The organism is Mesorhizobium sp. M0174, from assembly GCF_040322275.1.
Classification (GTDB): domain Bacteria; phylum Pseudomonadota; class Alphaproteobacteria; order Rhizobiales; family Rhizobiaceae; genus Mesorhizobium.
Map to the genome: position 1 here is coordinate 1 of NZ_JAMYTB010000026.1, position 26388 is coordinate 26388.

The 26388-nt window shown below is 59.2% G+C and carries 20 protein-coding genes and 8 pseudogenes; 17 read left to right on the forward strand and 11 right to left on the reverse strand.

Annotation, left to right across the window (positions count from 1 at the left end; genetic code table 11):
- Positions 1 to 112 precede the first annotated feature (112 nt).
- Positions 113 to 459 (reverse strand): annotated as a pseudogene (locus NKJ13_RS27925) (ISNCY family transposase); the annotation flags it as partial.
- 251 nt (positions 460 to 710) lie between these two features.
- Here NKJ13_RS27925 and NKJ13_RS27930 point away from each other — a divergent pair.
- The 8 genes and pseudogenes from NKJ13_RS27930 to NKJ13_RS27965 all read left to right on the forward strand — a co-directional run.
- Positions 711 to 1652, forward strand: coding sequence for a LysR substrate-binding domain-containing protein (locus NKJ13_RS27930; RefSeq protein WP_352778895.1), 942 nt, complete (start codon positions 711 to 713; stop codon positions 1650 to 1652).
- A 260-nt stretch (positions 1653 to 1912) separates the two neighbouring features.
- Positions 1913 to 2764, forward strand: coding sequence for a 3-methyl-2-oxobutanoate hydroxymethyltransferase (locus NKJ13_RS27935; protein ID WP_352778897.1), 852 nt, complete (start codon positions 1913 to 1915; stop codon positions 2762 to 2764).
- A 1-nt stretch (position 2765) separates the two neighbouring features.
- Entirely contained in the window at positions 2766 to 3779 is a 1014-nt protein-coding gene (locus NKJ13_RS27940; RefSeq protein WP_352778899.1) for a sterol desaturase family protein, read from the forward strand.
- Positions 3780 to 3889: 110 nt separating this feature from the next.
- Positions 3890 to 4213, forward strand: coding sequence for a 2Fe-2S iron-sulfur cluster-binding protein (locus tag NKJ13_RS27945; protein ID WP_352778902.1), 324 nt, complete (start codon positions 3890 to 3892; stop codon positions 4211 to 4213).
- 55 nt (positions 4214 to 4268) lie between these two features.
- Positions 4269 to 5510 carry an NAD(P)/FAD-dependent oxidoreductase gene (locus NKJ13_RS27950; protein WP_352778904.1) on the forward strand — a complete coding sequence of 414 codons (1242 nt, stop codon included), beginning with the start codon at positions 4269 to 4271 and terminating at the stop codon, positions 5508 to 5510.
- A 296-nt stretch (positions 5511 to 5806) separates the two neighbouring features.
- Positions 5807 to 6817 carry a glycine betaine/L-proline ABC transporter substrate-binding protein ProX gene (gene proX / locus NKJ13_RS27955; protein ID WP_352778906.1) on the forward strand — a complete coding sequence of 337 codons (1011 nt, stop codon included), beginning with the start codon at positions 5807 to 5809 and terminating at the stop codon, positions 6815 to 6817.
- 128 nt (positions 6818 to 6945) lie between these two features.
- Entirely contained in the window at positions 6946 to 7281 is a 336-nt protein-coding gene (locus NKJ13_RS27960) for a hypothetical protein (RefSeq protein WP_352778908.1), read from the forward strand.
- Between the two features lie 47 nt (positions 7282 to 7328).
- Positions 7329 to 8242, forward strand: a pseudogene (locus NKJ13_RS27965) (IS3 family transposase); the annotation flags it as partial.
- A gap of 13 nt (positions 8243 to 8255) precedes the next feature.
- Here the strand turns inward: NKJ13_RS27965 and NKJ13_RS27970 are convergent.
- Entirely contained in the window at positions 8256 to 9479 is a 1224-nt protein-coding gene (locus NKJ13_RS27970) for an IS110 family RNA-guided transposase (RefSeq protein ID WP_352778910.1), read from the reverse strand.
- Positions 9480 to 9724: 245 nt separating this feature from the next.
- Here NKJ13_RS27970 and NKJ13_RS27975 point away from each other — a divergent pair.
- Positions 9725 to 9841, forward strand: a pseudogene (locus NKJ13_RS27975) (integrase core domain-containing protein); the annotation flags it as partial.
- A 23-nt stretch (positions 9842 to 9864) separates the two neighbouring features.
- Here the strand turns inward: NKJ13_RS27975 and NKJ13_RS27980 are convergent.
- Positions 9865 to 11937 carry a recombinase family protein gene (locus tag NKJ13_RS27980; protein WP_352778912.1) on the reverse strand — a complete coding sequence of 691 codons (2073 nt, stop codon included), beginning with the start codon at positions 11935 to 11937 and terminating at the stop codon, positions 9865 to 9867.
- Positions 11927 to 12124: a hypothetical protein gene (locus NKJ13_RS27985; protein WP_352778914.1), complete on the reverse strand. Its 198-nt coding sequence runs from the start codon at positions 12122 to 12124 to the stop codon at positions 11927 to 11929. The genes NKJ13_RS27980 and NKJ13_RS27985 overlap by 11 nt, the downstream gene beginning before the upstream one ends.
- A 577-nt stretch (positions 12125 to 12701) precedes the next feature.
- Between NKJ13_RS27985 and NKJ13_RS27990 the strand changes: the two genes are divergently transcribed.
- A complete protein-coding gene (locus NKJ13_RS27990; RefSeq protein ID WP_352778971.1) occupies positions 12702 to 13607 on the forward strand; it encodes an amidohydrolase family protein in 906 nt (301 codons plus the stop codon).
- Between the two features lie 97 nt (positions 13608 to 13704).
- Here the strand turns inward: NKJ13_RS27990 and NKJ13_RS27995 are convergent, their stop codons facing one another.
- Both NKJ13_RS27995 and NKJ13_RS28000 read right to left on the reverse strand, forming a co-directional pair.
- Positions 13705 to 14733 (reverse strand): quaternary amine ABC transporter ATP-binding protein, encoded by a 1029-nt coding sequence (locus NKJ13_RS27995; protein ID WP_352778916.1) that lies wholly within the window; start codon positions 14731 to 14733, stop codon positions 13705 to 13707.
- A gap of 148 nt (positions 14734 to 14881) precedes the next feature.
- Entirely contained in the window at positions 14882 to 15877 is a 996-nt protein-coding gene (locus NKJ13_RS28000; RefSeq protein WP_352778918.1) for an ABC transporter permease, read from the reverse strand.
- A 411-nt stretch (positions 15878 to 16288) separates the two neighbouring features.
- Between NKJ13_RS28000 and NKJ13_RS28005 the strand changes: the two genes are divergently transcribed.
- The 4 genes from NKJ13_RS28005 to NKJ13_RS28020 all read left to right on the forward strand — a co-directional run bounded on the left by NKJ13_RS28005 (position 16289) and on the right by NKJ13_RS28020 (position 20815).
- Positions 16289 to 17008, forward strand: coding sequence for a TetR family transcriptional regulator (locus NKJ13_RS28005; RefSeq protein WP_352778921.1), 720 nt, complete (start codon positions 16289 to 16291; stop codon positions 17006 to 17008).
- 428 nt (positions 17009 to 17436) lie between these two features.
- Positions 17437 to 18213, forward strand: a complete 777-nt coding sequence (locus NKJ13_RS28010; protein WP_352778923.1) for an SDR family oxidoreductase — start codon at positions 17437 to 17439, stop codon at positions 18211 to 18213.
- Positions 18214 to 18339: 126 nt separating this feature from the next.
- On the forward strand, positions 18340 to 19239 hold the full coding sequence (gene bcoG, locus NKJ13_RS28015) for a 3-dehydrocarnitine:acetyl-CoA trimethylamine transferase BcoG (protein WP_352778925.1): 900 nt from the start codon (positions 18340 to 18342) through the stop codon (positions 19237 to 19239).
- A gap of 85 nt (positions 19240 to 19324) precedes the next feature.
- Positions 19325 to 20815: a carnitine 3-dehydrogenase gene (locus NKJ13_RS28020; protein WP_352778927.1), complete on the forward strand. Its 1491-nt coding sequence runs from the start codon at positions 19325 to 19327 to the stop codon at positions 20813 to 20815.
- A gap of 511 nt (positions 20816 to 21326) precedes the next feature.
- Here NKJ13_RS28020 and NKJ13_RS28025 read toward each other — a convergent pair.
- Both NKJ13_RS28025 and NKJ13_RS28030 read right to left on the reverse strand, forming a co-directional pair.
- A pseudogene (locus tag NKJ13_RS28025) lies at positions 21327 to 21970 on the reverse strand (transposase); the annotation flags it as partial.
- A pseudogene (locus NKJ13_RS28030) lies at positions 21952 to 22251 on the reverse strand (IS66 family transposase); the annotation flags it as partial. The pseudogenes NKJ13_RS28030 and NKJ13_RS28025, both read right to left, overlap by 19 nt.
- Positions 22252 to 22363: 112 nt before the next feature.
- Here NKJ13_RS28030 and NKJ13_RS28035 point away from each other — a divergent pair.
- From NKJ13_RS28035 to NKJ13_RS28045, 3 genes and pseudogenes are all read left to right on the forward strand, one after another.
- The gene (locus tag NKJ13_RS28035) at positions 22364 to 22744 is read left to right on the forward strand and encodes a transposase (protein WP_245274633.1); all 381 of its coding nucleotides are present in this window, start codon (positions 22364 to 22366) and stop codon (positions 22742 to 22744) included.
- Positions 22741 to 22959 carry an IS66 family insertion sequence element accessory protein TnpB gene (gene tnpB / locus NKJ13_RS28040; protein WP_502901947.1) on the forward strand — a complete coding sequence of 73 codons (219 nt, stop codon included), beginning with the start codon at positions 22741 to 22743 and terminating at the stop codon, positions 22957 to 22959. The genes NKJ13_RS28035 and tnpB overlap by 4 nt, the downstream gene beginning before the upstream one ends.
- 178 nt (positions 22960 to 23137) lie before the next feature.
- Positions 23138 to 23578: pseudogene (locus tag NKJ13_RS28045) on the forward strand (IS66 family transposase zinc-finger binding domain-containing protein); the annotation flags it as partial.
- A gap of 284 nt (positions 23579 to 23862) precedes the next feature.
- Here NKJ13_RS28045 and NKJ13_RS28050 read toward each other — a convergent pair.
- The 3 genes and pseudogenes from NKJ13_RS28050 to NKJ13_RS28060 form a co-directional block, all read right to left on the reverse strand.
- A pseudogene (locus tag NKJ13_RS28050) lies at positions 23863 to 24600 on the reverse strand (IS110 family RNA-guided transposase); the annotation flags it as partial.
- A 38-nt stretch (positions 24601 to 24638) separates the two neighbouring features.
- Positions 24639 to 25841 (reverse strand): IS256 family transposase, encoded by a 1203-nt coding sequence (locus tag NKJ13_RS28055; protein ID WP_352778928.1) that lies wholly within the window; start codon positions 25839 to 25841, stop codon positions 24639 to 24641.
- 59 nt (positions 25842 to 25900) lie between these two features.
- A pseudogene (locus tag NKJ13_RS28060) lies at positions 25901 to 26337 on the reverse strand (IS110 family transposase); the annotation flags it as partial.
- Positions 26338 to 26388 lie beyond the last annotated feature (51 nt).

Genomic DNA, 26388 nt, shown 5'->3' on the forward strand with positions numbered 1-26388 from the left:
TTGGATGAAGAGCTGGCCGCTATCTCCCTCCGCCGCGACGGATGGAGAAAGGGCCCATGTCGGCCCTATCGCGTTCGGTAACATTCCTCGGTGAGGCAATAGGAGGGGTCAAAAGCAGCGTCCGATTGGTTTCTTTCCAGGTCTCAGCCCGAAGCGCGCTGATCGTCTTGTGCAAAACCGACTTCTTCGGGCCTCCAGCCTCACGCAGCCGGCCAAAGCGCGGAACGAGGCGGAGTCCTCCAGATGGAAGGCCAGCTCCATATAGCTCAGTTGGCGATACTGCTTGAGCAAAACGCAGCGCAGCACGGCCTCCGCCGGCAGTCCCTAGCGGCCGGTTCCTTGACCCCATGCCGGCGCAAGTCACATCTACTAACTCGAGCAGGTCGCGGTGGCGTCTAGCCGTTGCGACATCGCTTTCAGTTCACAGCCGATCTCGTGTCCGGCGAAAAGACTGAGTATACTGCTCTGGACGGTGCGTTCTTGACGAACTGTTGGCTCCGGCCGTTGCGGGTTTTCGTCTTTAGAATCAGTGGCTTGATCTAAAGTGTACCTGAAACCGCCGGGGGTTTACCTGCGGAGATATCGTGATTCTTCCAATCAAGTCAGCAGCTTGCCGCTTGTGGACGGGCACTAGCTAAGTCTGTGGGGGTAGGATGATCTTATCGCAAGTTATATTAAAGCGCACCTCGGATGGCCGCGAGAGGGTCGGAATGCGAAACAAGGCGCTATTTCGAAATGTTCAACGGCTGTTGCCTACATTTGAAGCGGCCGCTCGACATATGAGCTTCACACTCGCGGGTGAAGAGGTCGGCTTGTCACAAAGCGCGGTCAGCAAACAAATGATGGAACTTGAGGACCGGCTTGGGCAACCACTTTTCGCCCGAGCCCACAAACAGATATCCTTGACCTCCGCAGGTCGTCGGCTCCTGAAGGCTTACTCGCTTGCCACCTCTCAAATCATCGACGCCCTCGAAGACTTAATTCAGGAGCATTCGAGACAGATCGTCCTGTCGACATCGACGGCAAATGGGGCGTTCATGCTTCTTCCCCGGCTGGCCGAGCTACGGGAGTGCTTTCCTGGGCGCGAGATATTCCTAGTGACCTGGGACCCTCAGGGCATTGAGCCAACAGGCCAGGTTGATCTCGCTCTAACCTTCGGGAAGCCAGATTTCCCCGGCCTCACAACCCGTCCGCTCTTTCCTGATATTCTCACCCCGGTTTGCTCGCCAGAGTTCCTAGAGAAGAACGGTCCGTTGCGGGACGTGAGTGGTCTTTTGAATTGCGAGCTGCTTTACATGCAAGCGCAGCATCCATCTTGGGTGGGCTGGCGGCAATGGCTGCGGGAGTTCGCGTTGGAGCTCCCAAAAAACCATCAACCGATGGGGTTCAATAACTACTACAATACGATACAAGCTTGTCTGGCAGGCCAAGGCGTGGCTTTAGGCTGGCTTCGACAGCTCGGCAACATGTTAGATTCGGGACGCTTGGTAACCCCACTCCCGCAGTTCTTGGTAACCGAAGACGTATACTATTTAGCTTGGCCCGCCGACCGGACACCTGATTTTCAGATCGAGCTATTCGAGGAGTGGCTGACTCGCCGGTACGGCGGTGCCATCTCAGGATTTCCTTCACTTGCCTCGCCTTTTGCGTAGTTTCTAGTCCCATTAGGACTTTACGCTAGTAGCTTAAATTATGGCTAGTGGAAATGCGCTCCCTCAGTGAGGGAAAAACGTCGCGCCAATCCGGTGGTCCAGACGGTGGTCATCGCCGTCAAAACTGCTAGCTATTTGACCGGTCCCTCTTGCATTCTCTGAGGGAATGCAAGAGGACGCCATATTTCATTTGAAGAAAGTCGGCAGCGGCAATATTCCTCAATCTGGATAGTCGACCCGGCCACATGAAGGTCATTAGATTGCGCAACATTTTCACGTTCGGTCACCGTGCTGCCCAACGCAACTGGACCGTCGCAGACTTGCGCGCCAACAAAGGCAAGCAGCAGTTAACTGAGGTGACGGCGATGAATGGCGAACAAGCCGCACGAGCCGCCGCCGCCGGCATCGATACGATCATCACCCGCGTTCAAAGGATGAAGGAGGTGCGCGATGCCGCACCCAATACATTCGTCACAGCGGCACTCATGCTCGTCGACCACCCGACTGAGAGTGACGTGCTCGAAGGCGCCATGCGGGCAATGGATCAGGGTGCAGACGCACTTTATACCACCCGCAGTCTGGACACGATCAAGATGCTGGCTGACCTTGATCTCCCGGTCATGGGGCACGTTGGGCTTGTCCCGCCCTACAGCACCTGGATCGGCGGGTTGCGAGCCTATGGCGCGACCGCGGACGAGGCTTTGAAGCTCGCCGACAGGTTCCGCGCTATGGAAAAGGCGGGCGCATTCGCCGTAGAAGTCGAGCTCGTTCCTCAGCAAGTCCTCGAAGAGATCAACAAGCAAACCAGCCTGGTCACGTTCTCTATCGGATCGGGATCTGGCGGAGACGTCACCTTCCTGTTTTCGGAGGATATCTGCGGAGAAACGGAAAACCCACCGCGGCACGCCTACGCGTACGGAGATGTGCGGCGTCTGCAGGAGCAGGTTGAACACGAACGCATAGCGGCCCTAACCGCGTTCCAAGCCGCCGTTCGTGATGGCTCGTTTCCCTACAAGGATGTGTCGGTCTCCATGAAACCCCATGAGCTTGAGGCATTCCGGGATAAGCTTGGGAAAAGTGTTCGTTTGGGCACCGAGCGCAAAGGATATTGATATGGCACATGACGGGACAAAACCGGAGGTGACCCTCCCGGCCAAGTCAACCTGGAACTTTCGACCTAATCTTCCCTTGGAAGACCGCTCACTCTTCAATCTAAAGCGCGGGCCAGCGGAAGGACTAAAGCTGCTTTGGAACTCTTGGCTACCAATCTCGGACCGCCTGATTGTGGTCGGGGTATCGATACTGACATGGTTCTATCTGTCGCCCTCGTTGCAGACTGCACGCACGTTCGCCTTCGATTGGATCGCAGGTGTTTATCTTCGGAACTTAATCTTGATAACGCTCGTGGCAGGCGGCATGCATCTTTATCTATACACATTCAAAATGCAGGGCGATCGTCTTCGTTATGATGCGCGCCCATTTCACAAAAAGAATGCGTTATTCACGTTCAGCAGCCAGTTCCTAGATAACGTATTCTGGTCCATCACGAGCGGCGTAACGGTCTGGACAGCTTACGAAGTGCTTGGGCTTTGGGCCTACGCAAACGGCTACATGCCGATGTTAGACTTAGCCACCCATCCGCTCCTGTTTGTGCTTTGGTTTGTTTTTCTGCCATTCTACGGCGTGTTCCATTTCTACTGGGTACATCGCCTGTTGCACTGGAGGCCAGTCTACAACTGCGTGCACTCACTGCATCATCGGAATGTGAATGTTGGTCCATGGTCAGGCATGTCGATGCACCCGCTCGAGCACATTGCATATCTAAGTTCTGTTTTGATCCACGTGGTGCTCGCCTCACATCCGATTCATTTCATTTTCCAGCTTCAGCAAAAAGTGCTTTTGGCGGTCAGCTCCCATGCCGGATACGAGTCCGTCACCATAGGAGAAGACAGGGACGTAGGTCTCAAGGTAGGCGACTTCTTTCACCAGCTGCACCACCGTTACTTTGAGTGCAACTACGGCGAACCGGAAGTGCCTTGCGATAAATGGTTCGGCACGTTTCACGACGGTTCGGAAGAAGCCACGGCGCGAACTCGCGTGCGCATGAAAGAGATGCGCAAGAAGTAGGTTGTCGACGGCGCGACGCTCGGCATGGCCGCATCTGCATGCATTAGGAGCTGTCACAACAGATGCCGTCCGCGGCCCAATTCGCCGCATAGACCTGAAGGAGGCCACGGATGGTCAAAATCACCTATGTTGAACATAACGGCCAAGCCCATGTGGTGGATGTGCCCCAAGGGGCGACGGTTATGGAGGGAGCTCGGGACAATGGCATCCCAGGTATCGAGGCCGATTGCGGTGGCGGATGCTCTTGCGCCACCTGTCACGCTTATGTCGAGCCGAACTGGGTGGCGAAGCTTCCTGCCAAGCAACCGATGGAGGAGGACATGTTGGAATTTGCGTACGGGGCGGACCTCAGCCGCTCGCGGCTGACCTGCCAGATCAAAGTCAACGAGGCGCTTGACGGCCTAATCCTGCATTTGCCGGAACGACAGGCCTGAAGTTGGGTTCTGGGCAAGGACCGGCTTACCTGACTTAGGCCAAAGGGAAGTTGATATGCCTGGCATTGTCATCATTGGCGCTGGTCAAGCAGGAGCGTCACTTGCAGCGGAAGCGCGCAGGCTCGGCTATTCAGGCTCCATAACACTGATCGGGGAAGAACCAGTCGCGCCCTACCAACGCCCACCTTTGTCGAAAGGCTATCTACTGGGCGAAATGGATCTAGTGCGGTTGTCTCTTCGTGCGCCGTCCTTCTGGAGGGACCATGGCATAAACCTGTTGCTCGGTAGGTGTGTTACCATCATCGATCGCGCGGCCAGTACGGTGTGTGCGGGCGGGGACATCTTCCACTATGAGCATCTTGCGATTGCGACCGGCTCCAGTGCGAGGCGTTTGCCGGAGCACAAGGGAGGCTTGTTGAGTGGAGTATATACGGTCCGGAACGTCGCAGATGTCGACGCAATGGCGGCCGAATTTCGTCCTAGCCGGAATCTGCTGATTGTCGGCGGGGGGTATATCGGACTTGAGGCCGCCGCAGTCGGTGCGAAACTCGGGCTTAACGTCACGCTGATTGAAATGGCCCCGCGAATTCTACAGCGCGTCGCGGCCTCGGAGACTTCCAACTTCTTTCGCGAGCTCCATCGGTCCAACGGCGTCGACATTCGGGAAAATATAGGCCTCGATCGCCTCGTGGGCTCGGATCGCGTTTCCGGCGCGGTACTGTCGGACGGCACAGAGCTTGCCGTAGACTTCGCCATCGTAGGGATTGGCGTCATGCCGAGAACGCGGCTTGCACAGGATGCTGATCTCGTGGTCGAAAACGGCATCCGAACCGACTCTCAGGGGCGTACTTCAGACGAGAGCATTTGGGCAGCGGGCGAGTGCGCATCTTTCCCGCATGAGGGGGGGCGGATCCGCCTTGAGAGCGCAGGGCACGCAATCGATCATGGAGAGGTAGTGGCCAGAAACATTCTCGGGGCGTCGCAGGCATATGAGGCAAAACCCTGGTTCTGGTCGGATCAGTATGATGTCAAGCTGCAGATTGCGGGTTTGAACGCCGGCTATGATCAAGTTGTAAAGCGAAGGGGCGAAGATAGATCGCGGTCTATCTGGTACTATCGGGGAGAGCAGCTTCTGGCGGTCGATGCGATCAATGACGCACGGGCTTATATGATTGGAAAAAGAATCCTAGAGTCCCGACAAACAATTGCGCCGGAATACGTCGTGGACGCCTCGATAGACGTTAAGACGTTCCTTTCACGGGCCGTGGCAGTTTTGAGACCATCTGCCATCTTATGATCCTGCGCGACAATCGCGCCAGCCATTCGCCATTTCAAGGGGTCTGCCCGCTACTGCCCCAAGTTGGGCCATTATCGCCGCTTTTTGATGAGCTTAGCAATCACAGCTCAGTCGTCGGCGCTGCGGATCACCATCGAATCGGTGCTTTACCACCTCAACTGACACATGAGTATTTTGCAGTTTCAACGGCTGGCTCCTTGCGCTCAAATGATGTGCACGGGAGTTCCAATCAATGCCTAGCAGATCACTTGGCTTCGGATCTTTTAGGCTAGCGATAAACACAAGGGAGAACACGGATGCGATTGAATGGCAGGGTGAGGCTTCAGAACGCTCTAATATTGATGTTTAGTGTCACAGCTTTGACGGCGGCTGTCGCAGATGAATTGCCTGGTACGGGGGTTACCGTTCAACCTGCCGATCAGAACTACGTCAACGAATGGTTTCAGGGGGACCTGGTGAGCCTGGGGCTCAAGGACCTCGGATATGATGTGCGGGATTCGGCCTCCATGCAGATGCAGGCGGCGTTCGTCTCGGTTGCCAACGGTGACGCGACCTACTACCCCGCCTATTGGAATCCTCTCCATAAATCATTCTATGAACAGGCAGGCGGCGAGGCGAAGCTGCAGCCGGTGGGCACACTGGTGACCAACTCCATTCAGGGCTACCTGATTGACAAGAAGACTGCCGACGCCAACAACATCAAGACGATCAACCAGCTCAAAGACCCGGCTATTGCCAAACTGTTCGATATCGACGGTGATGGAAAGGCCGACCTTTATGGCTGCGATCCCGGTTGGGGCTGCGAACGGGTTATTGAACACCAGCTGGACGCTTACGGTCTGCGAGACACTGTGCATCACTTGCAGGGCAGCTATGAAACGATCATTGCCGATGCGATCGAGCGGATCAAGGCAGGTAAGCCTACGTTATACTATGCCTGGACGCCGAATTGGCTGAGCGCGGTCTTGCGGCCCGGCCAGGAAGTGGCATGGCTGACGGTGACGTCAACGGCGCTGCCGGACGACCAGGTTGGTGCCGTCACCGACGTGCCTGGCATCGGCAATACCGGATTTCCGGTCAACACCCAGCACGTGATCGCTAACACTGATTTCCTGAAAAAAAATCCCGCTGCACGCAAGTGGTTCGAGTTGGTGGCAGTCCCGATTGAGGACGTAAATGCCGAGAATTTGCTCGAGCACGAAGGAGAGACTTCGGCCGCGCAGGTACTTGCTCACGCCGAGGACTGGAAGGCGAAACACAAGTCGCAATGGAACGCATGGATTGCGGAAGCCAAGGCTGCTAAATAATCAGGCATCGCCCTTTCGGGTAACTCCCTATTGCCAGACGTCTGCCGGCGGGATTCTAACGAATTCTGCCGGCAAATACTTTTAGGATCAGCCTGATCCATCGGCGAGACGATGAGCGAAGGACAGAGATGGACTGGATCGCAAAGATAGTCGCTGAAACGGATCTGGCTGACACTCACGAGCATCTCGTAGAGGAGTCACGACGGACGAAGGGGTCCACCGGCTGGCTCTTCCCTTGCGATGATTGGGCCCTTCTTTTCAGGGAATACATCCAGGATGACCTTCACTGCGCGGGGATGAGCATCGCTGACGAGCTGCGCTTTTACGATCCTGAGACGCCGTCGATCGACAAGTTCAAGCTCGTGCACCCGTTCTGGGAGCGCATGAAACACACGGGCTACGCCCAGGCTTTCTCCCATACATTGCGCAAACTCTACGGGATCGAGTTGACCTTGCCCCTCTGATCTAATCCGGTTTGAAGTTCGTTCTGGCCCATCGAGAGGACCAGGACATGAAACGTAGCCGCTTCTCTGAAGAGCAGATCATCGGAATTTTGAAGGAACATGAGGCCGGGGTATCGGTTGCCGATCTGTGCCGCAAGCACGGGGTCGGCGACGCCTCGATTTACAACTGGAAGGCCCGCTTCGGCGGGATGGATGTCTCCGAGGCTCGGCGACTGAAGACTCTGGAGGACGAGAACACGCGGCTGAAGCGGCTTCTGGCCGACGCCATGCTCGACAATGCCGCGTTGAAGGATCTTGTGGGAAAGAAATGGTGACGCCCGCGGCCAAGCGGAAAGCTGTCGCTCGCCTGAAGGAAGGCTTCGGGATGAGCGAACGGCGGGCGTGTAAAGCCATCGGCTGTTGCCGCATGACGGTTCGCTACGAGACCAGCAGGCCGGACGACCGCGAGGTTCGCGAGCGGATGAAGGCGATCGCGCAGGAGCGTCGCCGGTTCGGCTACCGGCGTCTTCTCGTGATGCTGAGGCGGGAGGGCCTGGTCGTGAACCACAAGAAGCTGTTCCGGCTATATCGGGAGGAGAAGCTCGCCGTTCGCCGCCGTGGCGGCCGCAAACGGGCGATCGGGACCAGGGCGCCGATGGTGGTGCCGCTGAGGCCCGACGAGCGCTGGTCGCTCGACTTCGTATCCGACCAGCTCACAGACGGGCGCCGCTTCCGCATCCTGGCCGTCGTCGACGACTGCACGAGAGAGTGCCTGGCACTCATCATTGATACGTCTCTCTCGGGCACGCGGGTTGCCCGCGAATTGGACCGGCTCATCACCGAGCGCGGCCGGCCGAGAATGATCGTCAGCGACAATGGCAGCGAGTTCACCTCGAACGCCATCCTCTCCTGGGCGGATCAGAACCGCGTCGAATGGCATTACATTGCGCCCGGCAAGCCGATGCAGACGGATGTTGTAGAATAGCCCGTTCTTCTCATTCGGCGGCTTTTTCCACAGCCTTCTGCCTTTCCGGCCTCGTTCGCCATCGGGAAGTCGCTGCTGCATAGGCAGCTTCCGCCTTCTCGACGCGGGATCGTTCTTCGGCGCGCTTGGCCGGGATGTTGTAGTCGAAGGCGGTGCCGCGTCTGGCATGGCTGGTCGGAAGGCCGGCACGCAGCTCGACCGATCTGAACTTGCGGGCGAGCAAGGCCGGCCGGGCCCAGATGTAGTCGGTATCCTTGCTCAGCATGTGCCAGATGATCATTGCAAGCTTGCGCGCAGTGGCGACGGCCGCGATGTGCTTCCCGCGGCGCGAGGCGATCCGCTTGTGGAAGGCGCGAAGAGGTCCTGGCGATCGCACAGCCGCCCATGCCGCCTCGACCAGCATCCCCCGCGCATGGCCGCGGCCCTGCTTCGTGATGCGCCCGTGATAGGCTGGCCCCTCACCGGACTGCCGCACGCTCGGATTGAGGCCAAGATAGGCAACGAGCTTCTGTGGATCGCTGAAGCGCCGTATGTCGCCGATTGCCGCGGCAACGCTCGCAGCCACGGTGACGTCGAGGCCGGGTAACGTCATCAGGCGGCGGATTGTCGGATCCGGGAGGGCATGTACGGCGATATCCGCCTCGACCACCGTCAACGCCTCGTTGATCTGGTTAATCAAGCCGAGGTGGCGCTGGATGGCGGCGCGCTCATCCGCAGGCAATATTTGCCTCGTCAGCCATTTGCGCCCGCTGATCCCGATGAGGTTCCCATGCGGACACGGCGGGATCAGGTGGGCGTGGAGGATTGACTGGATCAGGTTCTTCAGCCGCGAACGCTGGCGAACCAGCTGTGTCCGCCTGGTGACCTGTCTTCGGAGGGCAAGGGTCCCCGGATCCGGAACCCAGACCTCCGGCAGAAAGCCCGAGGCGTAGAGCTTCGCAAGGACAGTGGCGTCGATCGTGTCAGTCTTCACCTTCGCGTGCGCGATCATGTGCACCTGCTTGGGATTGGCGATCACGATCCGATCGACGTAGGGCGACAGCACTTCAGCGACGGCAGCAGCATTGCCCGTAGCCTCGATCACCACATGATCATCGTGGGTGAGTTCCTTCCTGGCGAACTCCTCGAGCTTATTGCGCAGCATTTGAACGCGGCCGAGCTTGACGATCTTGCCATCAAGCAACGACACGACCTCGGCGGCTACGCGGTGTATGTCCATGCCGATAATACGCACGGTTCCCTCCATCGTTGGTCACGAACAGGGAGCGAGCGGGCAACACGACAAATACGGATCCGCGCTCGCAGCGCATCCGGGCGAGTCGTAGGGGCGGCCAGATAATGTGCTCGAACTCGCAGTTCATCTGCATACGACGGCCTGCCCGCACTTGCGTGCTCCCGGTGCCCCGTGGCCCGGATGCGCCAAGCTTAACGAACCTGACGTACCGAACAAACGATGGCACCAAGAACATCATGCCGGATAATGGCTTCATCGAGAGCTTCAACGGCCGACTACGCGATGAACTGCTCAATGAGACGCTGTTTACTTCGCTGGCTCAGGCACGCGTCGCCATCGCCCTGTGGCGCGCCGACTACAATCCTGTTTCATAACACCCATCTGTCTATGTCGTTGAAGTGAATAGGTTTTGCTGATCTGGATGCGATCCCGTGGGGTATTTTGGGTTTTGCCGCGCGCGATGAACGATGCGCTGTGCCGCAGGTTCGCCAAGCGTTGATCGGCTGAAGACCCATGGACCATCCGGCAGAGGATGAACGCCTTCGATCTCGCCCGCCTCGGCGGCGAGCCTGAGGGTCTTCGGTGCAACGCCGAGAAGGCGCGCCGCCTTGTTCAGGTTAAGCCATGGCTCTTTGCCGTCCGCCGCTGGCCGGAAGACAGGGATCTTATGATGCGACCTGTGCGCGGTGACCCGTTCGCGTGTCCATCGATTGCCGTGGCCGGTCACCAGTCCATTGCGGTTGAGGATGCCAGCAATCAGATCATCATTGGCGATGAGCACCAGTTGGCGGACGGCCGCGATGATATCGCCGGACGTGCTGTTGCGCTGTCCACGGCGCCGCTTCGGCAGGCGCAGTTCAGTATGGACGCCGCCAACCCAATGGATCAGAAGAACGATCTCTGACGCTTCGTCATCGATATCGGCGACCACCTCCCGGATGACGGTGCGAACGATGCGCTTCTTGAGCCTTGCATCCGTCGTCGGCGCCGCCCATACAGCCTTGAGATCGGCGGCGAGCGCGGTGACGTGTATTGGCGACAGAAGTGATGGCTCCGATGTCGAGGCATCATGCGCGGCAATCCTGCTCTCGATCTCGCCGACACGCGTAAGCGCCCGGTTCCATCGCAACTCCAGTTCCGCCGCGACCAGCCGGTTCTGCGGATCGATGGCGTCGTATTGCCGGAACGCCCGATCGGCGTTGTAGCGTGCCGCCTCGCGATCGCGCATCAGAGCATCGCGGACCTGATCGCGGCGACTGGCCGCTTGCGCTTCGGCCTCGACGGCCGCGGCTATCGCTGCCGGCTCGACAACCCGCAGAAGAGCTTCCTCGATGGCGTCGTCGACGCGTAGTCCACCGAAGGCGATGCAACGCGGCTCGCCATTGTCAAGCAGACCACGCCAGCAGGAATAGCGCGGAATGTTGTGCTTGGTTCCCGTGTAGCGGACCGTCAGCTTGCGGCCGCAGCGCCGGCAGCGGACAAGGCCGGCGAGCAGAGCGTCGCCATGCTTGGGCGCCCCGTGATGCCGGCTCGTGGGCACGTTGTCGCTCACCATCTTGCGGATCGCTTCCGCCCTTTCCCAGCTGACGTAGCCTTCGTGTGCACCCGGGATCAGCGCCAGCCATTCATCACGCGCCTTACGGCGGCTGCGCGAACGAATGGCTGTTGCATCATATCCCGACGCAGCACGAGTCTTACCATAGGCGTAGGCGCCGCCGTAGATCGGGTTCTCGATCATTCGGTGGATGGTCGCATAGCTTGGCCTGCGCCAGACCACATCGCCATTGTTGCGCTTGGCAGGCAAATCCAGCCCATGTTCGAGGAACCAGAGCAGGGCCTGGCGGGCACTGCCGAGTTCCGCCACCTTGTCAAACACAAGGGTGATGGCCTCCTGCATGCGACGGTCGGGATCCTTCTCCAGCCGGTCGCCGACCTTCACGAAGCCGACCGGGGAAGCGACGACGAGTTCACCGCGCCGGGCCTTCTCATAGCGGGCCGACAAGGAGCGCTGACGCAGAAGATCGAGCTCATACTCGTTGAGACTGCCCTTCAATCCCAGCAGCAGCCGGTCATTGCCCTGGCGCGGTGCGTAGACCGTCTCCTGGTCGATCAGCACGGTATCGACGACGCGGCACATCTCGATGAGCTGCTGCCAGTCGCGGCTGTTGCGGGCGAAGCGCGATACCTCCCGCGCCGCAACCGCCCCAACCTTGCCGAGACAGACTGCTGCGACCATCCGATCGAAGCCCGCTCGCGCGACACCGCCAGCAGCAGAGCGGCCGAGATCGTCATCGACCGTCTCGATGCAAGACCAGCCGAGCGCGACCAGGCGATCGCGCATCGCATACTGCAGGGCGCTGCTCTCACGATTGTGCAGAACCTGATGGGCCGAGGACTGCCGCACATAAAGGATCGCCTTTCGCTCCAGATGGTGGGGCCGGATCTTCTCATGCATCATGGCGTGCCTCCTCCCGTGGAACGGCGCGCTCGCCGTCGACGTGGTCGAGGATCAGGCGCACCATCAGCTTTGTCAGCGTCAGGCGCGTCTCTTCCGGCAGCGCCTGCCATGGTGGCGTCTGCGCGGTCTCCGCATCGTGCGGGTTGGAGAACAGATCGAACTGATATGTCGTGGGCTGGCGCGGCATGGACCTCTCCCCGATTCGCGTCGTGAGGATCCGATGCTGCGCCCGAAACCTCCAATTGCGATGGGGTGTGGGAATTGGCCGTCGCGTCCTGCAGCAGTGTCACCAAGACGCCAAGCGTTCTGGGATCGACATGTGGGGCAGCGGCAATGCGCCACGCGGTGCAGACCGCGCGATCAAACATCCAGGCCGGAACCTCCAGCCACCGATCGGAGGCGTGGCCAGAGAGACTGCAGCGGAAAACCTCCCGGTCAGCCTTCTCGATCACCTCATGAACGTGAACACAACGCCCGGCCCAGGGATGCCATGGATAAAGAAACTTGCGTTCCTCGGTCCCGTGGGCGTTCTCTCGTCGTGTTGTACAACACCGCCCGGCCGCATTCCCAAATCGCCTGGCAGACACCGGCCGAGTTCGCCACCACCTTCAATCTGCGACGGTCGCTCGCGCTGCGCGATGCCAAAGGCTCCGCGCCAGCGCCCGTCGCTTCACCCGCCCAGCAGGGCACAACCCACGCCGGAAACGAACTCAAAACTGGATAGAAACTGGGGGCAAGGTCAAGGGTCATTCTCATTGAAGCACGTGGAAGAGCTCGCCAGCAGGTACTACGACCTCAAAAAGCCTGGCTACTATGAGTACGTGCTGAAGAACGTGAGCAGGCTGACCGAGTGTCATGTGAATTCACTTGAGCGGATATTCATGGAAAGTGAAACTCCGACACTGCTTAGGCAGGATATCAGCATTCTGGAGCTTAGCCGGTGCAGTGCCGCCGACTTTGCGAAGGTCGAGAGCGGGACCGGCCTGACCGTAAAGACCTTCGAGGACTGGCTAGGCGCGATCGACCATTTCTTCGAGCGCTACGGTAAACAGGCGATTGCTGTCAAATACCAAGGAGCCTATTCGCGGCGATTGAATTTCGAACATGTCTCTAAACGCTCTGCCGCGGATTTCTTCAAAGCACACCACGCCGAGCGGCCATTTATCGGACCCCATGGGGAAAAGGTCCTACAGGATTACCTCTTTCACTACTGCGTCAAAAAAGCGGGTGAATACGGTCTCCCCGTCAAGCTGCATACCGGTTACTTTGCCACCAGGGACTCGATGCCTCTTGCACGGGTAAAGGAGAACGCGGCGGACCTTTGCAGCCTTCTGCAGGATTACCCCGAGGTCCGTTTCGTTTTGATGCACATAGGCTACCCCTACCAGGACGAAATTATCGCTCTGTGCAAACAGTATAGCAATGCCTATGTGGATCTGTGCTGGGCCTGGATCGTCAATCCCGTAGCGAGCGTGCGATTCTTAACGGAATTCTTGGTTGCTGTGCCGGCCAACAAGGTGCTGACCTTTGGGGGCGACTACATCACATCGTGGAAAATGTCGTCGGTCATAGCGTTATCGCGCGCCAAGGCATCGCTGAGACCCTCTCGAACCTTGTCCAGCGAAACTGGGTCGGCCGTTCGGATATTCCCGAGCTGGCAGCATGCCTGATGAATGGAAACGCGCGGGAATTGTTTGGCGGTGCGATGCAGGGGCAGCCGTAGCCTTGCAAAGCGGCTGAAACGCATCGCGGAGCCCTGTTGAACCTTCATCCCTTAATCCCGAGCAGCAAATCCTTACGGGAAATTGTACCGACGGGCGTTTTGTCGTCGAGCACAGTAATGTCCCCGTCGTGTTCGGCTGCCATTCCGATGAGGGTGCCAATAGTCGCGTCGGCCCTTGCGGTAGCGTGACTGTAAGCGGGCGGGGCCAGCGAGCTGTCGATCGGTTTCATGATCTTGCGAGCTGTCACCAGGTCCAACCTGGATATGCCCTTCACAAAATCAGCTACATATTCATCGGTGGGCTCGGTCACGATTTCTTCGGGCGTGCCGACCTGGACAAACCGACCGTCCCTCATAATTGCAATACGATCGCCCAGCCGGATCGCCTCATCGAGGTCGTGGGTGATGAAAATGGTGGTTTTTTTGACCAGCCTCGAGAGTTCCATGAATTGCGCCTGTAACTGGCGCCGGATCAGTGGATCCAGTGCTGAAAACGGCTCGTCCATCAGCAGGATCTCAGGGTCGGCGGCCATGGCCCTGGCTAATCCCACGCGTTGCTTCATGCCACCGGATAGTTCCTCAGGGTAGCGATGGGCCCATTCCTCGAGGCCGACGAGCTTAAGCTTCTCCCGCGCCTTGGCAGCCCGTTCGGAGCGCTTCTTACCGCGCAGTTCCAAGCTTAGCGCGACGTTGTCTTCCACGTTTCTATGGGGCAGCAAAGCCATGTTCTGGAAGACCATTCCTACGCTCTCAGACCGGAGCGCCCGAAGGTCTCTGGTGTTCAAGGCGTTGATGTTGCGGCCTGCGACGATAATCTCGCCAGCAGTGGGTTCCACCAACCGGTTGATATGCCGGACCAGGGTCGACTTGCCTGAGCCCGAGAGTCCCATAATGCAAAAGATTTTGCCTTGATCCACACAAAACGAGACATCGGCGACGGCAGTTACGCAGCCGAATCTTTTTAGGATCTCGGACTTTGAAAGGCCTTCATCCTGAATCGCCCGATAGGCTGCAGGAGCGCAGTCCCCGAAGATCTTCCATACGCCGGAGCACTGAATCACTGGCTTATTCATTAATCACCAAATCTATCGGTACCACGGTCGAACGGCCGGCTGCGGGAGGCAATGTACCAAACACCTCGCTCATTTCGCGCAAGTCCACCTGTTCCCGAGTGTCTGTGACTGGGGCCATCCAGCCGGTGGCAGAATTTTCCCGAGGCCTTCAATTCGTACCCTCAGCGCGAGCATCAAGCTGATGGGGCTTTGCGTTTTCGACCGAGACCTGAACTGACGACGATTTTAATAGCGCCAAGATGCGTTTCAACGCCGCAACAGGTCCGTGGTCCCAGATCTCACCAGGCCGCCGGCGGGGCTTAGCCAGCGCCTGCGTGAGCCTGTCGAGCACGATCGCAAGCGCCACGATGCCAAGACCACCGGTGGTGGCCAACCCGACATCAAGGCGGCCAATGCCCCGTAACACCATTTGGCCGAGCCCCCCGACGGCGATCATTGACGCGACGACGACCATCGACAACGACATCATGAGTGTCTGATTGACGCCCGCCATGATTGTTGGGAGCGCCAGCGGCAGTTGGGCCTTCAGGAGCAACTGGCGGTCGTTGGCGCCGAAGGCCCTCATGGCCTCGATCACTTCTTCTGGAACCTGAACGATACCCAGATAAGTCAGCCGGATCACTGGCGCGACCGCGAAAATGACCGTTACGATCACGCCTGGAACGTTTCCGATGCCGAAGAGCATAACGATGGGCACAAGGTACACGAATGCCGGTATGGTCTGCATTCCGTCGAGGACTGGCCGAAGAACGGCATAGAGCCAGCCGAAACGGGTGGCCAGGATGCCGACCGGGATGCCTATGGCCAACGCAAAAATCAACGCTGTCAAGACGATCGAAAGGGTAATCATGGATTCCACCCAAACGCCGATGAAACCTATGAAGAACAGGATCGCACCTAAAACGGCAGCAAGGCGCCAGCTCGCCAGCTGCCATGCTACGAGGACAATCACAGCGACCACCACCAAAGGCGGCGCGGACGTCATGAAAGATACCACCGACTGAAGAACGGTATCGAAAGGGGCCTTCACCAGTTGGAAAACCGGGCGGTAGTTGTCGACCAGCCATCGCAACGCTTCGCTGACCCACTGCGCCAGCGGCAGGGTGCCGCATGCAAACGGATTTAACACACTACATCCGCTCATCCTTGTTCCCCATTGGATTTTCGAGCCAGTTTACCTGTAGGCTTAGCACGACGACTGAAGGCGGCGCCGTGTAAAAAAGTAGCCTGCCGCGTGACATTATTTCGGGTCGATTCAAGCAATCCCCCTACTGACAAGGCTTTGCCAGGCTGTCTAGCAGATCCCTGGCCCGGTTGACACCAACGCGATCGGGCGCGTGAACGCGGGCATTTTCTTACATTAGTATCAACTATCGATAAGCGCCAGCTAACCTACCCCCCCCCGGCGGGATCGGAACAGCTAAGAGGTCAAATCGGCGGCGCAGGTTTCTTCTCGCAGATCATGCGGGTTATATAGCTGCCATGATACGAAACGCGGTCAAAGAAAGCGACCACGGTTCAATCAAGGCTTGTTAGGAGTAGGAATCCCCCCCGTATGACGGCGACAGGCACCGCTTTGCTTGCGCCGGCCCAACCTGGAGATAGTTACAAGACCATGCCAAAAAAAATCGACGTTGAGGAAACGCGGCTCCGCATCGCCAAGGCGGCGGGTAAAGCCATAGCGGCAAAGGGTATTTCCGCCGTCACAATGATCGATATTGCCAATGCCGCAGGCGTCACGACAGGCATGATCACCCACTACTTTGAGGGCAAAGCAGACATCATTGCTGCTGCCTTGCGCGTGCCATTTCTCAACATAGAACGAAAGATCGCTCGCCTTCTGAAGAAAGGGGAAAGGGATCTTGCAACGCTTCTTGACGTTTCAATCCCAGCGTCAAAAGTTCACGCTGACGATAGTGCGATCTGGGTGAATTTCTGGGGCGTAATTGCTGCTGATGCGGAATATCGGAAACTCAATCATACGCTCCATCTCGAGGGTCGCAAGATCTACGACCGCGTCATCCGCGCGGCCTGGCCGGAGAGTGAGCACTGGTCTCCCGAGATCTTCGAGACGGTGCTTCGATCGATTATTATTTTCATTTTCGGCCTAGGAGCGGGCGGCGTCACAAATCGAGCCGTCTGGACGAGCTCAGTACAAAGGTCACAGATGAAGTTACATTTGCGATTAATTCGCGGCTGGGCGGAGCAAGCCGCGATGCTCAACCGCAAGGATCAGAGTAAAAGGAGAAGACATTTCGATGAGTTTACCACCTAAGATCATAATATGATCTGATGTATGCTTGCCAATTGAGCCACTGAGAGAACTGAGCTTAATCAATGGTGACTGCGCATTGGGTAAACGGACCTGGGTGCTGACCCCCGCGATGGTTCTAATGCGCATTACACACGGCCTTTAAAACCTGCCGCTTCCATGCGTGATCGCGGCGCACTTCACGGCGATGGAAAGCGGATGTTGGAGAGGTTTCTTTATCAAGACTTGTCTTGAATTGACGCGTCTTCCTGCAGGCCATGCCAGACGCTCCTGGGCGGGCCGCAAACGCCTCAGAGAATTTCTGTTCGCAGGCCGGCGGCCTTGACGGCATCATATGTAATATATAATGGTCATTCTATATAAGAGAATCTCGTCTGTCCGGGAGGAGCTTGGCGGGACAAGAATTTCTCACATGATCGGGAGAGAGCAGCATGGATCTGGCGTTGAAGGATAAGCGGGTTCTTATTACGGCCGGCGCTAACGGGATCGGGAAAACGGTGGCGGAGCATTTCGTTGCGGAGGGTGCCAAAGTACTCGTTTGTGACGTAGACGATGAGGCAATTCGGAGCGCCGAGGAAAAGGCGAACGTTATAGCTATCAAAGCTGATGTGTCTGATTCAAAAGCGGTGGCGAAGCTGTTCGAGGAAATCGATCGCCGCCTAGGCGGATTGGACGTTCTGATCAATAACGCCGGGACTTCTGGTCCGTCGAAGCCGGTCGAAGATGTAACGGATGAAGAATGGAGAGCGACCCTCGCAGTGAATGTCGACGGCGCATTCTACTGTGCGCGGGCTGCGGTGCCGCGCCTCAAGCAAGCGGGAGGCGGGACCGTCGTTAATATGTCTTCGACCGCTGGCTTTCTCCCTTATTCTCTCCGCACACCTTATTGCACTGCCAAGTATGGTATTATCGGACTGACCGAGGTCATGGCGATGGAACTTGGTCCGCACAATATCAATGTCAATGCGATCTGCCCCGGCAACGTTGATTCACCCAGACTGGAACGTGTGAATCAGATGGCGTCTGCATCGCGCGGAATATCAATGGAACAGATCAACAAGACCATGCTCGCGCAGCAGTCCATGCGGAGATTGGTGAGTATGCATGATATTGCGGATATGATGATATACCTTTGCAGTCCCCAGGGTCGCATCATCTCGGGCCAGTCTCTCGCAATCGATGGTCAGACCATCGCCACCGAATACTGACTCTGATTCACTCGACAGCGCGCCGAGCCGCCTGTTGCGCATTGTCACAAAGCATGCCGCCACCACCTTTGTTGAAAAACGCAGGGGGTTGCCACCGCCAATCGCTCCTACGAAGAGGACAATCTGATGCCCCTTGCTATGAACCGAGAAGTTTTCATCACCTGTGCCGTGACGGGCTCAGGAGACACCGCCTCAACGTCCCGTCACGTGCCCCGGTCTCCCAAAGAGATTGCGGCCGCAGCTGTCGAAGCGGCCAAGGCAGGGGCTGCAGTGGCCCACATTCACGTCCGTGACCCCGAAACCGGGGCGCCATCCCGCAAGAATGAACTTTACAAAGAGGTGACGGACCGCATCCGGCAGGCTGAGATCGACATCGTTCTTAACATCACTGCAGGAATGGGCGGTGAAATTGTTTTCGGCAGTGTCGAGGAGCCGTTGCCACTGGCAGCCTCGGCCGACGTTATTGGCGCATCCGAGAGATTCGCCCCGATTGCGGAGTGTGCGCCCGAGATCTGTACACTCGACTGCGGCTCGATGAACTTCAACCTGCAAGACTACATAATGGCCAATACGCCGGGAACACTGCGCGCGATGGCCAAAATGATGACCGACTTCGGCGTCAGGCCAGAGATTGAGGTCTTCGACACAGGCCACCTGTGGTTCGCCAAGAAACTCGTCGAGGAGGGCCACATCGAAGATCCTGTGTTGGTTCAGCTGTGCATGGGGGTTCCGTGGGGCGCCCCTAATGACCTGACAACATTCATGGCAATGGTGAGCGCCGTCCCTCCGACCTGGACATTTTCCGCCTTCGGGATCGGCCGTGATGCAATGGCATATCCCGCAGCGGCTGTACTGGCCGGTGGCAACATCCGTGTCGGCCTTGAAGACAATCTGTATATTGCCAAAGGCCAATTAGCCACCAACGGTCAACTGGTCGAGAGGGCTGTCAACATCGTCGAGAATATGGGCGGCAAGGTCATTGGCCCAGATGAGGTTCGTCGCAAGCTTAAGCTGACGAAACGATAATCAGCGTTGCTGCAGGACAGAAGGCTATAACCTGCTGTCCTGGGAACCCCTCACTCAGACCGGATTTTAGGAAGCGCGAGAGCACATGGTTAAGATCAGTAAGGCGGCATGCATCGGTGGTGGCGTTATAGGCGGGGCTTGGGCCGCGCGCTTTGTCCTGGCGGGTATCGACACGAGGATTTTTGATCCGCATCCGGACGCCGAACGGCTCATGTCCGAGGTCATGGCAAATGCCGAGCGAGCCTACGATATGCTTACTCAAGCGCCTTTGCCCACCAAAGGCACCTTGAGTTTCAGCAAGTCGCTCGAAGAGGCCGTGCACGGTGCGCAGTGGATTCAGGAGAGTGTGCCGGAGAGCATTGAAATCAAGCGCAAAGTCCTCAATCAGATCGACGCTGCCGCTGATCCCGAGGCTCTGATTGGTTCGTCGACTTCCGGCCTCATGCCTACTGAGCTGCAGCGCGACATGAAGCACCCTGAGCGAATGTTCGTCGCTCATCCCTATAATCCTGTCTATCTGCTGCCCCTCGCCGAACTCGTTGGTGGGAAGAAAACATCGAGATCAGCGCTAGAGGACGCAAAGGCCAAGCTTGCGACCGTCGGCATGACGGGCCTGATTATTAACAAGGAGATTGACGCGTTCGTGGGCGACCGCCTTTTAGAGGCTTTCTGGCGGGAAGCCCTTTGGCTGATCAAGGACGGCATCTGTGATACCGAGACCCTCGATAACGTCATTCGCTACTCGTTTGGGCTTCGCTGGGCGCAGATGGGGCTCTTTGAGACGTATCGCATCGCCGGCGGCGAAGCGGGCATGCGCGACTTCCTTTCCAAGTACGGCCCCAGCCTTACGTGGCCCTGGACCAAGTTGACCAACGTGGTGGACCTCGACGATGAACTGGTTGAAAAGATCGCGGCTCAGTCGGACGCTCAATCAGGGCAGCGCGGGATACGGGAGCTCGAGCGCATCCGGGACCAGAACCTGGTCGGGATCATGCATGCGCTCAAGGCCGGCGACGAGGGGCGGGGCTGGGGGGCTGGCAAGCTTCTGGCAGATTTCGAATTCCATCTTCGGAAAACCGCGCCAAAACCCGAGGTCAGTCCTAGCCAGCAGCCGTTAAAGCTGCTCGAATTGAGAGTCCCGGCTGCCTGGATCGACTATAATGGCCACATGACGGAATACCGATATACACAGTGCTTCGCCGACGCTTGCGACGCGCTTCTGCTGCTGATCGGCGCCGACGCTGACTATGTGCAGGCCGGGCATAGCTACTACACCGTGGAGAGCCATGTTCGGCTCCTTGGCGAGGCGAAGCTTGGTGACGCGCTCTACGTCGAAGCGCAACTCCTTCCTTCGGACGGGAAGAAGGTCCATGCCTTCATGTCCTTGCATAGAGCCTCGGATGATCGACTGCTGTCGACTTATGAGAGCTTGATGCTGCATGTTTCGTCGAGCGAAGGGCGTTCGGTGGCGCCTTTGCCGGAGATCATGGCCACCCTCCAACAATTGCTCGACGCTCACGCCAATCTCCCCGCGCCTGACGGGGCAGGGCGCTCTGTAGGGGCCGGCAAGCGATAGACCGGCCTCAGCAAAGTCCGGCCTTCGCTCTGCAGCAGGAAAAACGGTCAGCCTTCTTTGTCATCCACGCGGTTGCGTGTAGGCCTGCTACGCGGCGCAGCTGCACCAAAGGCGATCTCCGCATAAGGTCCTCCGGGCCCCAATGTGCCGAGGTGACGTTGATCGCCTCGATGGGAGACGAATCTTCGGCCTATTGAGGCTACCGGCAATGGCCCAGCTAGCTCTCATGTTCCCTGTCAAGGTTGAAGGCAAGAAAGCTCGCCTGCTTGGCAGGTTTGCGAAGCAGTCGGACCGGCTGAAGCTGCACAGGGCTGGGGGTGGAGCTCAGAGACGACGGTTGATCAGACTCTCATCCGCGGGTTGGGTAGCGGCCTTCCGTATCTTCGTCTCGGGGCTGTCCTCGGTCTAGAGGGCGGGCGTCGGGCGCATCGGCTTGGCCACATAACTAGCGACGGGAGTTCCCCACCGTGGCCCCACCCCAACACTGTGCAGCGGGTTGGGTCGAGACCGGCTATGACGGCGCGACCTCCCGGCCGATGGCCCACAAGAAGGCGGCCATCTCGCGTGCGATCGCAGCCACGACCACCGGCGGCTTCTTGCCGGCGGCGCTGAGGCGACGATAGCGGGCGCAGAGCCGGAGCTGCCCCTTCCAGGCAATATCGCGGACGGCCTTGGGCAGCCCCTCGAGCCGCACCCTCAGGGTCTCACTGACCCTGGCAGGATAGCGGTAAGTCCATGCCGCTTCGACCAGGGCGCGGCGGGCGCGTCGATTGCCGGCGAGCGTAAGGCTCGACCGGCGAACCGTGTCACCGTCGAGCGCTCCCCCGGGACAAGGCCGAGAAAGGCCATCAACTGCGGCGGCGTATCGAAGCTGCGCACATCCCCAATCTCGGCCGCAAATATCACTGCGACCAGGAACGAGGCGCCGCGCACGGCCGGATAGGCCTCAACGACTCGCGCCATGGACCAAGTTGGCACGACGGCGCGCAACTGCTCATCCAGGCGGTGTAGTCGCTGAGCCGCGTCCTCGATCGCGTCGATCTTCTCCTGGAACACGATCTGCTGCGTAAGCGGGTAGCTGATGCCGTTCAGCGGTGGTAGTTCCAAGGCATGAGCGCCTCGATAGCGCTGTTTGGTCAGCCATTGGCGATGCGCTCGAGGGTCTGGGTGAGCCAGGCGTGCGGATCGACCTGGTTCATCTTGGCGGTGGTCAGCAGCGCGGCGATGGTGGCCCATGTCCGTCCGCCGCCGTCGCTGCCAGCGAAGACGCTGTTCTTTCGGGTAATTGTCTGTGGCCTAATGGCGCGCTCGACGGTGTTGGAGTCGATTTCGATGCGGCCGTCGGTGAGGAAGCGCTCCAGCGCGGCACGCCGGCCGAGCGCATAGCGGATCGCCTCGGCGGGCTTCGATTTTCCCGACAGCTTCGGCAGCTCCTTTGTAAGCGCCAAGCTGACCCCATCTGGCGCGGCTTGAGGTGATGAGCGAGACATACTGACACTGAAGCAAGGAGCCGAGGAGCTTGCAGTGTCAATTTCTATGTCTGCGCCTATGCCTGATGATAGAAGTTTCCATGTTCTTGAAGCGGTTGCCAACCGACTGGAGGCAAGCCCGCAGCGTCCGCGCCGGCGCTGGTCGGCGGAAGCGAAGTCGCGGCTGATCGAGGCGACACTGAAGCCGGGCGCGAATGTATCGGCCATTGCCAGACAAGCGGGGATGGCGCCGGCCCAGCTGTTCGGCTGGCGGAGCAAGGCGATCAAGAGCGGTGCGGTCACGCCACACAGGGATGCGGAGCGGCTCGGCTTTGTCGAGGTCACGCCGACAGCGTCTGCGTCGGTGGAGATCGAGCTGGGTGGCGTGGTCATTCGCGCCGGTGCCGATATCAATGAGGAGCAGCTGGTGCGGATTATCCGGGCGGTTCGCCAGGCATGATCCCGGCTGGCGTGAAGGTGTTGGTCGCCAGTCATCCCGTCGATTTTAGAAAAGGTCCCGACGGCCTTTTGGCACTGGTGCGCGATGCCGGCTCGGATCCATTCAATGGCGCACTTTATGTATTCCGCGCCAAAAGAGCGGACAGAATCAAGATCGTCTGGTGGGACGGCAGCGGCGTGTGTCTTTATGCCGTTCCGCTGGCCGAAAGTGCATGATGGCATGATGCGGCTGACGGCCGCGCAGCTCTCGGCGCTACTCGAAGGGCTCGACTGGCGGCGCGTCCACGAGGCGCGCCGGACCCGCGTTCCAGCCCAGGCCGGCTGACCCGCGACGAAGTGAATCAGCCTGGATTCCGCTGTCGCGGGCTGTCGGCGAATATGGTCTGATCCCGTCATGGCGATGACTGCTGACCAGCTTCCCGACGATCCGGACGCGCTGAAGGCGATGATCCTGGCGCGCGACGTCGAGAACGCCCGGCTGATCCAAATCATCAAGGAATTGCAGCGCCACCGCTTCGGCCGGCGTGCCGAGACGCTGCCCGAAGACCAGCTTCTGCTGGGGCTTGAGGAAGCCGAACAGATCGAGGCGGCCGGTTAGGAAGAGCAGGCACAGACCGCTCTTGGCGAACGTCAGGCGCGTGTCGCAAAGCGCCGAGCGAACCGGGGCGCGCTGCCACCCCATCTGCCACGCGTGGAGATGGTCGTCGACATCGAGGATCAAGCCTGCCCGTGCTGCCGCAATGGTCTGCATCGCATCGGCGAGGACGTGAGCGAGCGGCTCGACATCGTGCCGGCGCAGCTGCGTGTGATCGTCGTGCGCCGGCCCAAATATGCCTCACATGGGGATTACATGGTCAAGTGTGATTTTCCTCCTTCGCACGGTCCAAGGTCTGAGCCCGATCACGTGACCGGCCCGGTCGCCGGGCCTCATCCACCTCACATGCGGTCGCCGCTCCCGGCGGCAGCACCAATATCCCGCTTGCGGCGGGCGCAGGCTCAGGAAGACGAAACCATTCTGCCGATCGGCTGTTGAGACCATGCATATTTTCGGTTCGCCCACCTGGATCCGAAAGGCTGATCAGGCCTTTGCGGAATGGAGGAAAAGGGTGATGGAAGCGGTCATGCGGTTTTCATGAGCGCTCCCTCGATGATGACGCCGGCGGTCGCGTATTTCCACAGCGCCACCAGCAGCTTGCGGGCGAACGCGACGATCATCGCCTTCTTGAGGCGGCCGCCGTTGCGCGCCACCCGTTCGCTGAACCAGCGGGCCAGGCCCGAGGCCGGCTGATGGCGCAGCCACAGCCAGGCAAGCTCGACCATCGTCGTTCGCAGCCGCGGATTGCCTGCCTTCGACACGCCTTGTTCGTGATCGATCGTGCCGCTCTTCCATGGGGAAGGTGCCAGTCCCGCGTAGGCGGCCACCTGCCTGCGGTTGTTGAAATGCCGGAACAGCCCTTCGGCGTGGAGGATCGTCGCGAATTCCGGCCCGATGCCCTTCAGCTTGAGCAACATCGCCGCTGGCGTCGAGGCGTCCACCGCCGTCGCGGCGAGCAGCGCGTCGCGCTCGGCCTCCACCGCCTTGATCTGGCCGAGCAGCAATTCGAGACGGTCAAGTTCGCGGCCGATCTGGGCCTTCATGCGGGCCGGAAGGGCGCGGCCATCGCCGGTCCGCAGTTCTTCCAGGCGATCGCGCCGGTCGCGGCCCAAAGGCTCGTAGTCGCGGATGCCCTGGCTGAAGAGCAGGCCTTTGATGCGGTTGACGTGCTCGACCCGTTCGGCGACCAGCACCTTGCGCTCGCGGTTGGTCCGGCGGCGATCCTCATTCTCGGGCGTCGGCACCCGGACCATCGAGCAGACGGGAACTGTCAGGAATTCTGTGCGCGAGGCCGGTTTCGTCATTGGCTGACGAACCTTTCGCCGAAGACGACGGCGAACTGGGTCTTGGCCTCGAACCATTCGCGCGGCGGTCGTTTCCATTCCTCGGCCGCGTGGTTCAGCACCAAATATAGCAGCTTCATGGCCGCATCGTCACTGGGGAAGTGTCCCCGGGTGCGGACGGCGCGGCGCAGCTTGGAGTTCAGCGCCTCTATGGCGTTCGTGGTGTAGATGATCCGCCGCACGCTTTCGGGATAGGCAAAGAATGGGACGACGTGCTGCCAATTGCGCCGCCAGCTTTGGGTGATCGCCGGATACCGCTGCCCCCAGTAGCTGGCTTCGAAGTCCTCAAGGGCCTTCATGCCGGCTTCGGCGTCCTTGGCCCGGTAGATCGCGCGCAGCGCCGGCACGACGGACTTGCGGTCCTTCCAGGACACGAACTCCAGGGAATGACGGATCAGGTGCACGATGCAGGTCTGGACGACAGTCTGGGGAAAGACGGCGTTGATCGCCTCGGGGAAGCCCTTGAGGCCGTCGACGACGGCGATCAGGACGTCGGCGACGCCACGGCTCTTCAACTCGTTCATGACGCGCAGCCAGAACTTGGCGCCCTCGGTCTGCTCGATCCAGATGCCGAGAATCTCCTTCGTGCCGTCCGGCAGGATGCCGAGCGCGATGTAGACGGCCTTGTTCCTGACGAAGCCCTCGTCCCTGATCTTGACCCGTATGGCATCGAAGAAGACGAGCGGATATACCGCGTCCAGCGGCCGGTTCTGCCACTCGGCCACTTCCTCCAGGACCGCATCGGTAACCGCCGAGATCAGGTCCGGCGACACGTCGATGCCGTAGAGCTCCTCCAGATGGCCGCGGATCTCGCGCACTGTCATGCCGCGCGCGTACATGGAGATGATCTTGTCATCGAAATCGGGAAAACGGCGCTGGTATTTGGCGATCAGCTTCGGATCGAAGGTCCCGGCCCGGTCGCGCGGGATCGACAGCGTCATCTTCGACGTGCCCGTCAGCACCGACTTCCGCGAATGGCCGTTGCGGCGATTGACGCTGCCGTCGGTGCGTTCGTCCTCAAGGTGCTCGTCGAGTTCAGCGTTCAGAATCCGTTCCGAAAGCGCCTTCTTCAGGTCGTCGAGCAATCCGTCGTTGGCAAACACCTCATTCGGATCGCGGCCGGCAAGCAGTTGGTCCAGAAGTTCCTTCTCAATAGCCATGCGATGATTCTCTCCTTTCCATCATCATGGCCTCGCGCACAGAATTCCCGACAGTCCCAGCAGACGCGCGGCTCACCCCGCTTGACGGCCAGCAGGGCGCGGATCAGCGCCTCGTCATCAAGCCGATCCGTCTTGGCACGACGGTGGCGGCGCGACACCGCGATCGATGCCGCATCGACGATGTGACTTTCGATCCAGTCCTCGCGGTTCAGCACCCGGTCGATCCAGAAGCCGTCCAGCCCGCCTCCTGGATCACTACCAACGGATAAAGCGTGCCCGTGCGCGCCTCGGCCTTGCTGCGCAGCCCGGTGAGGCAGACGAGCAGCCCGGCACTGTCACCGCCGGCGACCATGTGGCGCGACATCTTCTCGCTGCCCGGTACAATCGAGGTGACTAGCCAGGTCGATCTGGACAGCTCCAGCGAGACGAAGATTGCGCCAAGATCCACGCGGACAGCGGCTTGTAGCTCGGATTGATCGGCGGTCGAAAGATGCATGAACGGGCCTCCAAAGAGCGAGTTGCGATGGCCCACTCTGCCAGAGTGCGG

What these genes read in the sequence shown, in the direction of transcription:
- NKJ13_RS27930 (WP_352778895.1), top strand. Translation starts at nt 711, where the DNA reads ATGCGAAACAAGGCGCTATTTCGAAATGTTCAACGGCTGTTGCCTACA.
- NKJ13_RS27940 (WP_352778899.1), top strand. Translation starts at nt 2,766, where the DNA reads ATGGCACATGACGGGACAAAACCGGAGGTGACCCTCCCGGCCAAGTCA.
- NKJ13_RS27945 (WP_352778902.1), top strand. Translation starts at nt 3,890, where the DNA reads ATGGTCAAAATCACCTATGTTGAACATAACGGCCAAGCCCATGTGGTG.
- NKJ13_RS27950 (WP_352778904.1), top strand. Translation starts at nt 4,269, where the DNA reads ATGCCTGGCATTGTCATCATTGGCGCTGGTCAAGCAGGAGCGTCACTT.
- proX (WP_352778906.1), top strand. Translation starts at nt 5,807, where the DNA reads ATGCGATTGAATGGCAGGGTGAGGCTTCAGAACGCTCTAATATTGATG.
- NKJ13_RS27960 (WP_352778908.1), top strand. Translation starts at nt 6,946, where the DNA reads ATGGACTGGATCGCAAAGATAGTCGCTGAAACGGATCTGGCTGACACT.
- NKJ13_RS27980 (WP_352778912.1), bottom strand. Translation starts at nt 11,937, where the DNA reads ATGATGCATGAGAAGATCCGGCCCCACCATCTGGAGCGAAAGGCGATC.
- NKJ13_RS27985 (WP_352778914.1), bottom strand. Translation starts at nt 12,124, where the DNA reads ATGCCGCGCCAGCCCACGACATATCAGTTCGATCTGTTCTCCAACCCG.
- NKJ13_RS27995 (WP_352778916.1), bottom strand. Translation starts at nt 14,733, where the DNA reads ATGAATAAGCCAGTGATTCAGTGCTCCGGCGTATGGAAGATCTTCGGG.
- NKJ13_RS28000 (WP_352778918.1), bottom strand. Translation starts at nt 15,877, where the DNA reads ATGAGCGGATGTAGTGTGTTAAATCCGTTTGCATGCGGCACCCTGCCG.
- NKJ13_RS28005 (WP_352778921.1), top strand. Translation starts at nt 16,289, where the DNA reads ATGACGGCGACAGGCACCGCTTTGCTTGCGCCGGCCCAACCTGGAGAT.
- NKJ13_RS28010 (WP_352778923.1), top strand. Translation starts at nt 17,437, where the DNA reads ATGGATCTGGCGTTGAAGGATAAGCGGGTTCTTATTACGGCCGGCGCT.
- bcoG (WP_352778925.1), top strand. Translation starts at nt 18,340, where the DNA reads ATGCCCCTTGCTATGAACCGAGAAGTTTTCATCACCTGTGCCGTGACG.
- NKJ13_RS28020 (WP_352778927.1), top strand. Translation starts at nt 19,325, where the DNA reads ATGGTTAAGATCAGTAAGGCGGCATGCATCGGTGGTGGCGTTATAGGC.
- NKJ13_RS28035 (WP_245274633.1), top strand. Translation starts at nt 22,364, where the DNA reads ATGCCTGATGATAGAAGTTTCCATGTTCTTGAAGCGGTTGCCAACCGA.
- tnpB (WP_502901947.1), top strand. Translation starts at nt 22,741, where the DNA reads ATGATCCCGGCTGGCGTGAAGGTGTTGGTCGCCAGTCATCCCGTCGAT.
- NKJ13_RS28055 (WP_352778928.1), bottom strand. Translation starts at nt 25,841, where the DNA reads ATGGCTATTGAGAAGGAACTTCTGGACCAACTGCTTGCCGGCCGCGAT.